The following is an 8,346-nucleotide window of genomic DNA, read 5'->3' on the forward strand; positions in this document are numbered from 1 at the left end:
AGTTGAAATTGATGATTCTCTTTTTGATCTATATAGAATTCTAAAGCTTGTTTCATTTTATAATTTCGAGTTCCTGCTGCAATTTCTTCGGAAGCCCCTGCACCACAAGATCATAGGAATGATCGGTTAGTTCAAAGACCAGCGAAGGATTTATTTGGCCGTCTAATATAAGGCTATTCCAGTTTTTTTTATTCATATGATACCCCGGAAGGATATGGCTTTCGTAAGTTTCTCGCAATTCCATGGCCCGCTCCGGATCGCATTTAAGATTTACAAATAAAGGCACCTTGTCTAATGCAGCTAAGGCAAACATTTTACCCATCACCTTAAACACAAGAGTATCGGGCCCGAAAGGTAGTTCTTCGGTGACGCCTTTTTTACTGATGCAGTAATTTCTAAAAGTTTCGATGTCCATAAAAAATTGTCATTTCCGCGAAGGCGGAAATCTCATTTCCCTATTTCGCCTAAATGCGTGTATTTAAAGCCGGTCTCATATTTGAGGCCGTAGCCCAGCATTCTATCAAATGAAGCGTGGGCGAACAAAATTACGCCTATTAATTGAATTACTTCATTCTGAAGACCGAAGCCTACCAACCAGATTAAAATCGCGAGGCCTTTATGGTGAAAAGTATTATAGAGCAGTGCCCCGGGTTTATTTCCGAAGAGATAGCCAAGCATTCCGAGATCGGGTGCGAGGAAGAGGGCCAAAAATGACCACCAGGCAAAGTCGAGCTGACTAAAGGCAAAAATTCCCACAAGGAACATCGCGAGTTCTTCCAGTTTGAGGGTGAATTTCATAATTACAGCAGTTTATACAAAACAGGTTTGGAGGGAGTGGCGTCGTTCTCGAAAGAAGCGATTTGCAGATTTAAAAGGTAATTCCCATCGGGAATGGAATTAGGAACGTAAATAAGCTCTGAGATCGTCGCATCAAAACGGGTGTTTTTAGGATAATTCCAAAAGGCTTTATGAGCCAGGAGTTTCCCATCATCCTTCTCCTTGTCTACCGATGGCAGGTCGATTAGCAAATGTTGCACCCCACAATCCCGAATATAAGTAGCGGCATTCTCACTTAAAAACGGCCAATTGGTATGAGAATATTTCCGACTGCGTTTTTCATTATAATTTGGAAGTGTTCTTATCACCAGAGCATCGGTCTCATCTTTTCGAAGTTTTTGGCTAATCATAGCTTGTGTAATCTCCATATCCTCCAGCCATTTTTCCGGAGTTACGGAAATCACTTTTGCCGGAAAGAAGAAATTCTTCAAAGTTTGATTGATGCTATAGAATTCTCTTGTAATATGTCCCACGCATTCGGTGTGTGTACCGTGAGCGTGAGGATTGAATTTTACATTATTGAAATTTACCGCAGCACCCTCAGAAACCTTCCCTATAAAATCGCCATCTTTCACCGGCTCTATCACCGGAGCGCCCAGGTACCAGGCTATGGGATTTTTGGAATCACCCCGTAAACCCAAAGAAATATCCAGAGGTTTGGAAAGGTCTATCTGATAAGATTTGTCCTTATGGTTAATGTTCGCCAGCATCTTGTAAAATTACGAAAAGGGAAAGAAAATTATTTGAATATTTACAGGCATTTAATGAAGGTAGAAAAGATCAGCGGCGATCCCATCGCTGAGAAATTTCCCTTTAGCCGTGATATGCAAAACCCCATCCCTTTCTTCCAGAAGGTGCTTTTGCTGAAGTGGGGCTGCATTTTTCAGAAAATGCTGTTTGTAATCAGTTCCGAACTTTTCTTCTACCTCCACCAGGGACACCCCAAACTTAGTGCGCAGGCGGGTCATCACATATTCATTGAACTTATCGGCGGTAGTGAGCTTTTCTATTTGCTGTGGGAGATTAGCTTTTTCCAGGGCCTTGATGTAAAGGCTGTTATTGCTAATATTCCATTTTCGGGCATTCCCATCGTAGGAATGGGCCGAAGGGCCTATCCCCAGGTAGGCTTTACCAAGCCAATAGGCGGTGTTGTTTTGTGAAAAATAACCGGCTTTCCCGAAATTCGAAAATTCATAATGCTCAAATCCGTTTTTGGTGAGCGTTTGCACCAGAATTTCAAAATGTCGCCGGGCAGCTTCATCATCAACGGGTTTAACTTTGCCTTTTTCGATGAATTTCTGAAGTGCGGTATTGGGTTCTACGGTAAGGGCGTAGCTTGAGATATGAGGTACTCCGAGGTCGAGGGCGATTTTCATGTTTTTCTTCCAGCGCTCATCGCTCATCCCAGGCACGCCATAAATAAGATCGATGGAAATATTTTTGAAATATTTACTGGCCAGCTGAATGCTTTCCAGGGCTTCGGTGGCATTATGTGCACGGTTCATCAATTTCAGGTCTTCTTCAAAAAAGGACTGTACGCCAATACTAAGCCGATTGATCTTTGAAGCGGCCAGCATTTTTAATTTTTCTTCTGAAAGATCATCGGGATTGGCTTCGAGCGTGATCTCAGGCTTTTCTGAAATATTATAATTGGAATAAACCGTTTCAAAAATGCGCTTCAGATCATCTGATTTTAATAAACTCGGCGTGCCACCACCAAAATAGATGGTTTGATATTCTGAAACTGAAAGTTCATCCTTTCGAAGTTCCAGTTCCCTGCACAGCATTTTCACCACCTGGTCTTTTTTCTTTAGCGAAGTCGAAAAATGGAAGTCGCAGTAATGACAGGCCTGCTTGCAAAAAGGGATGTGGATGTAGATACCAGCCATCAGTTATCAATTATCGTTTAACAGTGATCAAATACTTCTTATTTATTTTTAGGCTTTAAACGGGTGGATTTTAATATAACCAGAATCCTTTAAAAGTGATAACCAATATTTTGTTTCCAGACTTTCTTTATAGGCAATTGAAATTTTAGCCGAAAAGTCTGGGTTGGAAATTGCTCCATTAGCCTCAGCTACGTTTGCCCCAATCGAAGTCCCACTTTTCAACAATTGCTTTGAAAGAACATAATCTCGTTTCTGATTCATTAAAACCTTACATAACTCTATTATTTCTAAAGCAAAAGAATAGGATTTTTCAGATAACATATTATCAGTTGATTTGTTCATTATTAATTTTTAATGTTAACTGTTAATTGCTAAATGTTATTTGATTTTTTTCGGATTCTGTTTCACAAAAGCTTCCCAGCCGGTGTAGCTCTTGCCCACTTCGGTGCGGCCTGAATTATAAAAATGACAAACCGCCGCCGCCAACCCATCGGTTGAGTCGAGATTTTTGGGTAAAGTTTTCAGGTTAAGCAGACTTTGGAGCATCCTGGCCACCTGTTCTTTGCTGGCGTTTCCATTCCCGGTAATCGCCATTTTTATTTTCTTCGGAAGGTATTCGGTGATGGGGATCTGCCGGGAAAGTCCGGCAGCCATCGCAACCCCTTGCGCCCTGCCCAACTTAAGCATAGATTGCACATTTTTCCCGAAGAAAGGAGCTTCAATGGCGATCTCGTCAGGATTGTAGGTGTCAATAAGTTCTATGGTTCGCTCAAAAATGAGCTTTAATTTGATGTATGGATCGGAATATTTACTAAGCTGCAATTCGTTGAGTTGCAGGAACTGCATTTTTTTATTTTCCACCTTGATAAGTCCGAAACCCATTATCGTGGTTCCGGGATCGATTCCTAAAATAATTTTTTCGCTCTTCAAAATCGCAGTTGGGGTTTATAGCCGTCAAAAATTACGTAATTTCGGGCAACCAGCAAAGCTAAGGAATTCTAAGGCCCAATGATAATTTTCATTTTTATAAGTATCGCCTATCTCATCCTGATGATCTCCCTGATCTACGGCTGGCAGCAAATCCCTGAATTTTCACCTGACTTTTCCCCTAAGGAAACCGGATTTTCCATTGTTATCCCTTTCAGAAACGAATCTGAAAATTTACCTGTTTTACTGAACTCACTGGCAGACCTGCAATACCCTGCCCACAAATTTGAAATACTTTTGGTCGATGATGCCTCAGAAGATAATTCGGTGAAATCTTGCAAGGAATTTCAGGAAAAACACCCCCACTTCAGGATTAAAATCCTGGAAAATGAACGTCGGTCGAATTCCCCAAAAAAAGATGCCATCTCTACAGGGATTGAGATAGCTGAATTCGATTATATCCTCACCACCGATGCCGATTGCATAGTCCCAAAACTCTGGCTGCAGGTATTTAATGATTTTATTATAAAAGATGGCTATTCGCTAATTGCAGGACCTGTCTCCCTCTTTTCTTCTGAAAGCAGGAAAAATATGAAGCCTTTCCGAGTTTTTGAAGAGCTTGACGTCTTAAGTCTCCAGGCGGCAGGAGCAGGTGCTTTTGGAATGGAGCAGGCCTTTATGTGTAATGGAGCGAATTTATGTTACAGCAAAAATGCATTCTTTGAAGTAGATGGTTTCAGTGGGAATAACAAGATAGCTAGTGGGGATGATGTGTTCTTACTTCAAAAATTTCAGCAGAAAAAATATAAAGTAAATTTTCTAAAGAGTAAGGAGGCCATTGTACAAACTCAAGCCCAGAAGAATTTTCGAGCATTGGTCTCGCAACGGGTTCGCTGGGCAGCCAAGGCACCGGCATATAAAAGTTTGTTCTCCAAATTAGCAGGAGTTATTGTGTTATTGATGAATGTCGGACTTGTTCTGGCAGCGGTATTGGCCTTGATGGAGATTTGGCCTTATTATCCTGTGTTAATCATTTTTCTTTTGAAATTTAATTTTGATTTCGGACTTCTATATCTTTCTGCAAAATTCTTTAAGCGCGAAGAAGTGTTGCGAAGTTATTTCTGGAGCAGTCTGGCTTACCCATTCTTCTCGACTTATGTGGCTTTAAAATCACTTATTTCTGGTTATGAATGGAAAGGGAGAAAATTTAGAAGTTAGAGGTGTGAAATTGAAAGTACGAGCTTAGAAGTAGGAATTTAAAAATTAGAATTATGAATTATTTTATTTTAAAGTACAGCCTCATCCCAACCTATATGGAGGAGCGGGGAAAATACAGGGATGAACATTTAAAACTGGCAAAAGACTATGCCGAGCGTGGCCTACTGGTGATCGGCGGGGCTTTAGCAGATCCCGCCGATGAAGCCATTTTGGTCTTTAAAACTGAATCGGAAAAAGAGGTTGCTGAATTTGCAAGAAAGGATCCCTATGTTCAAAACGGACTCATTGCAAAAACGGAGATTCGTAAATGGAATGTGGTGATTGGGAACTGTTTTGAGGGATAAGAAAATCTAAAGGGAAACCGATAAAAGATCTTCTCCCAGTTCGTGAATGGCTTTCTCGATCTCTCTGGCTCTTTTTTCTGATACGTTCGCTTTACCAGATGCGTATTGTCTCATTAAAGAGGGGTTTATTCCGGTTTTTTCGGCAATGGCAGAAATTTTAATCGGTAACAGCTTAAAAAAAGAAGCAATATCCAATTGATATTCAAATTCGGTAAGTTGCTCAATTTCCTGTACCCAATCTTCATTCAATTCCCGACCAACATCAAGATAATCCTTAAAAGCAGCTTTTAAATTCTGCTTCAATTCATCTAAAGAGTTCCCATAAGAACTTACTCCACCGGGCAGATTTTGTATACTCCCCCAGTAAATTCCATCATTAGCTTTTTCAACAAAAACCTCAATTTTTTTCATCTTAATTATTTAAGCCCGGCTTGTGTAAAAATTGAATTTACAGTGCCTTTTGGAATATCTTTTTTTGGATGAGGATAAGTAACTACCCCTTTCTTCGAAAGATGTTTAAAATGATGATGACTGCCTTTGTTTCTAACCAAATACCATCCGTCCTTTTCTATTAAACTTATTAAGACAGTAGATTTTACCAAATCAAATCTATAACATTTAAGCTATATAACAAAAATGTTATGTTTTATTTAAAGTCATAAAGAGTACCTAATTAACCATATTATAATACCATCTCGGTTAACATTAATATTGCGATAACCTCTTCAGTAGCAATCGCATTTATTTTTACAAAAAAATAAGTTATGACAGTTACTGATAAAAATTTACTGGCGATATCCACTATCGATTTTCCGGTTCGTTATGAAGAATCAGATCAGGTTATTCGGGATAAAAAAGGGATGATGGTTTGCGATATAAGAGGTTGGAGTAAAATTCAATATATGATGAAGGGAAAGGAGCGACACGACGCCATAGGAAGCCTCATATGCAACCTGCTTAATGATTATAAGGAAAGACAGACTTCTGATTTTGATGAACTGATGCTTGGGGTATAAAAACTATTCAGCCCTGATAACAATAGGCATTTTAAACACGGTAGAAACAGGAATGCCACGCTTGCTTGCCGGAAAAATTCTCGGCAGAGAATCAATACTTTGAGTTAGCCAATTCCTAATTTCGGGGAGTTGTTTGGTGGTTAAAGAATCAATTTCTACCGAATCGATCTCAGGCCGACCTTCTTTGCTTATTTTTAAGTAAAGTAATAAGGTATCGTTAATGGCTTCCGTTACCACCGGTTGCTGTTTGGCAAGATAAGCATATACATTTTCAGCAACTTCCCGCTCAAAGCAATTACGGGCCGCGCTGAGTTCAGTTTCATCCTGGCAGTCATCAAAAGCTGGATATTGGTCTACTTCTTTCCAGTTGAGGGTTTGGGATTCGAGTTCCAGCACTTCTTCCGAAGAGATCTTTTTGGTCTCGAAATTACAGGAAAACAAGAATATTGGTAAAAGCAGGAGTAAAGTTCTTTTCATCAGCAAACTGCGCTTTAACTTTGAACAAAAGTAATTAATTTCAAGGGAATAAACCCTGCTAATTTAACAGCTTCTCCACATCTAATTCCGGCTTTGTAACTTTTAAGGGGAATTCATCTGTTTTTCTCTTAAATCGTTTTTTTATCGAAGTTTTAGGGTTTTTCTGCTTCCAGATGTAATTTCTTCTTTATATCCTTAATCCGGTTTCTGGTTAAGCTGAGCATGCCCGGATTTCCTTGCTCTTCATATTTCCGTAAATAGTTTTTATAATGCTGTAATACCAGTTCCCGGTCTTTATAATAATTATCGGCAGCTACCGCTTTTTCGTACAAAGCTCGCTGGTTATCAGGATTTTCATCTAAAGCTTTCTTAAAATAGTCCAGGGCCTCTTTATGTTTTCCCTGTAGTTTATATGTGAGTCCCAGACTAAGAAATTCGGCATCCACCGGTTGTTTTTTGATGAGAATAGCCATGAGCAAATGCGTTTCAGATTTATCCAGATCTCCGGTTTGGGCATATAATTTCCCAAGGATAAAATGGGTGGCTGCGTTGCGGTCTTCCAATTCAAGCGCTTTTTTATAATATAAAATCGCTCTTTTGTAATCAAAAATCTGATAGTTCGCATAGCCAAGTTTGGAATAGATAAACTCGCTCTTCTGCCCTAGGTCAAGTAATTTTTCATAATGTAGAATCGCCTTTCGATACTCTTTAAGCAAAGAATAGGTTTGTGCAAGAATGGAAAGCAAGGATGCATTTTCAGGATTCGCTTCAAGGCCTTGTTTACTAAGTTTTTCAGCCTCACTATAGCGACGGTTCTCAAGTTCTTCTTTGGCAATTTTATACAAGGCACCCTGATGAAATTTATCCAGAGTAATTGTTTTTATAAAGAAGCCTCTTGCAGTGCTGTCTTCTTGCTTTTCTTTAATTAGCGCCCTTTGATAATAGAATTTGGCAGTTTCAGGATATTTTTCTGAAAGTGCTTCAAACAAACTATCGCCCTTTTGAAGTTTTCCAGACCTTACCAGCAAATTCCCGTAGTCTATCGCGGCCAGAAGTCGGTTTGGATTGAGTTTTAAAAGCTGCTGATAATGCTGAATTGCTTTCTCTGAATTCCCCGAAGCCGAATAATATTTTGCCAGGCTTTGGTGAATTCTCTCAGAATTTTCTGAAACCCCTTCCAGTACTTCAATGGCTTCTTCATACTCCCCCACTGCATACAAACTATCGGCAACAGCCAAAGCCGAAGTTTGTGCTTCGGCTTTACACACCAGTAAGATTAATATGAAAAATATTCTATTCACCTACCTGAAAAACTATTGGAAGGGAGTACATCACTCCAACCTCTTTCCCTCTCTGCTTCCCCGGTTCCATTTTAGGTAAAGCGTTTACCACGCGAATGGCCTCCGCTTCAAGTTCAGGGCTCCTTGCACGAGCCTCGGCATTAACTACCTGTCCTGTAGAATCAATTTTAAACTGAACGATCACCCGGTTCATACCCACTTCTGCGAACTCGCGCATTTCCTTCACCTTAAAATTTGAATTTACAAAGTTTGCAATCCCTGAGCTCATACATTTTTTCTTCGCCTCTTCATCTGACTCATTTTCACAGCCCGGAAAAACCGGCACCTCATCGATTAC

Annotated in this window: 14 protein-coding genes; 3 read left to right on the forward strand and 11 right to left on the reverse strand. The window is 39.9% G+C overall.

Annotation, left to right across the window (positions count from 1 at the left end; all coding sequences use genetic code 11):
- Positions 1-52 precede the first annotated feature (52 nt).
- Genes VIM94_RS05585 through ruvC form a run of 6 tightly spaced genes read right to left on the reverse strand, consistent with a single transcriptional unit; the run spans position 53 to position 3,656 of the window.
- A complete protein-coding gene (locus VIM94_RS05585) occupies positions 53-415 on the reverse strand; it encodes an MmcQ/YjbR family DNA-binding protein (RefSeq protein ID WP_332038298.1) in 363 nt (120 codons plus the stop codon).
- Positions 416-447: 32 nt separating this feature from the next.
- Positions 448-798, reverse strand: a complete 351-nt coding sequence (locus VIM94_RS05590; protein WP_332038299.1) for a DUF4260 domain-containing protein — start codon at positions 796-798, stop codon at positions 448-450.
- A 2-nt stretch (positions 799-800) separates the two neighbouring features.
- The gene (locus tag VIM94_RS05595) at positions 801-1,547 is read right to left on the reverse strand and encodes a cyclase family protein (RefSeq protein WP_332038300.1); all 747 of its coding nucleotides are present in this window, start codon (positions 1,545-1,547) and stop codon (positions 801-803) included.
- Positions 1,548-1,598: 51 nt separating this feature from the next.
- Entirely contained in the window at positions 1,599-2,726 is a 1,128-nt protein-coding gene (hemW, locus tag VIM94_RS05600) for a radical SAM family heme chaperone HemW (protein ID WP_332038301.1), read from the reverse strand.
- Positions 2,727-2,774: 48 nt separating this feature from the next.
- The gene (locus VIM94_RS05605) at positions 2,775-3,068 is read right to left on the reverse strand and encodes a four helix bundle protein (protein WP_332038302.1); all 294 of its coding nucleotides are present in this window, start codon (positions 3,066-3,068) and stop codon (positions 2,775-2,777) included.
- A gap of 36 nt (positions 3,069-3,104) precedes the next feature.
- Positions 3,105-3,656, reverse strand: a complete 552-nt coding sequence (ruvC, locus tag VIM94_RS05610; RefSeq protein WP_332038303.1) for a crossover junction endodeoxyribonuclease RuvC — start codon at positions 3,654-3,656, stop codon at positions 3,105-3,107.
- Between the two features lie 78 nt (positions 3,657-3,734).
- Here ruvC and VIM94_RS05615 point away from each other — a divergent pair, with 78 nt between their 5' ends.
- Complete coding sequence (locus VIM94_RS05615) at positions 3,735-4,871, forward strand: glycosyltransferase family 2 protein (protein ID WP_332038304.1); 1,137 nt, start codon at positions 3,735-3,737, stop codon at positions 4,869-4,871.
- A gap of 53 nt (positions 4,872-4,924) precedes the next feature.
- Positions 4,925-5,215 (forward strand): YciI-like protein, encoded by a 291-nt coding sequence (locus VIM94_RS05620; RefSeq protein WP_332038305.1) that lies wholly within the window; start codon positions 4,925-4,927, stop codon positions 5,213-5,215.
- Between the two features lie 6 nt (positions 5,216-5,221).
- Here VIM94_RS05620 and VIM94_RS05625 read toward each other — a convergent pair whose 3' ends face one another.
- Both VIM94_RS05625 and VIM94_RS05630 read right to left on the reverse strand, forming a co-directional pair.
- Positions 5,222-5,626 carry a type II toxin-antitoxin system HicB family antitoxin gene (locus VIM94_RS05625; protein WP_332038306.1) on the reverse strand — a complete coding sequence of 135 codons (405 nt, stop codon included), beginning with the start codon at positions 5,624-5,626 and terminating at the stop codon, positions 5,222-5,224.
- Between the two features lie 5 nt (positions 5,627-5,631).
- Positions 5,632-5,817: a type II toxin-antitoxin system HicA family toxin gene (locus VIM94_RS05630; RefSeq protein ID WP_332038307.1), complete on the reverse strand. Its 186-nt coding sequence runs from the start codon at positions 5,815-5,817 to the stop codon at positions 5,632-5,634.
- A 162-nt stretch (positions 5,818-5,979) separates the two neighbouring features.
- Between VIM94_RS05630 and VIM94_RS05635 the strand changes: the two genes are divergently transcribed.
- Complete coding sequence (locus VIM94_RS05635; protein WP_332038308.1) at positions 5,980-6,231, forward strand: hypothetical protein; 252 nt, start codon at positions 5,980-5,982, stop codon at positions 6,229-6,231.
- 3 nt (positions 6,232-6,234) lie between these two features.
- On the opposite strand, the gene VIM94_RS05640 is transcribed toward VIM94_RS05635, so the two are convergent.
- The 3 genes from VIM94_RS05640 to VIM94_RS05650 form a co-directional block, all read right to left on the reverse strand.
- On the reverse strand, positions 6,235-6,708 hold the full coding sequence (locus tag VIM94_RS05640; RefSeq protein WP_332038309.1) for a hypothetical protein: 474 nt from the start codon (positions 6,706-6,708) through the stop codon (positions 6,235-6,237).
- 152 nt (positions 6,709-6,860) lie between these two features.
- Positions 6,861-7,976: a tetratricopeptide repeat protein gene (locus VIM94_RS05645; protein ID WP_332038310.1), complete on the reverse strand. Its 1,116-nt coding sequence runs from the start codon at positions 7,974-7,976 to the stop codon at positions 6,861-6,863.
- A gap of 25 nt (positions 7,977-8,001) precedes the next feature.
- On the reverse strand, positions 8,002-8,346 hold a 345-nt coding region (locus VIM94_RS05650), incomplete at its 5' end, for an energy transducer TonB (protein ID WP_332038311.1).

The organism is Salegentibacter sp. (assembly GCF_036568425.1).
GTDB lineage: Bacteria > Bacteroidota > Bacteroidia > Flavobacteriales > Flavobacteriaceae > Salegentibacter.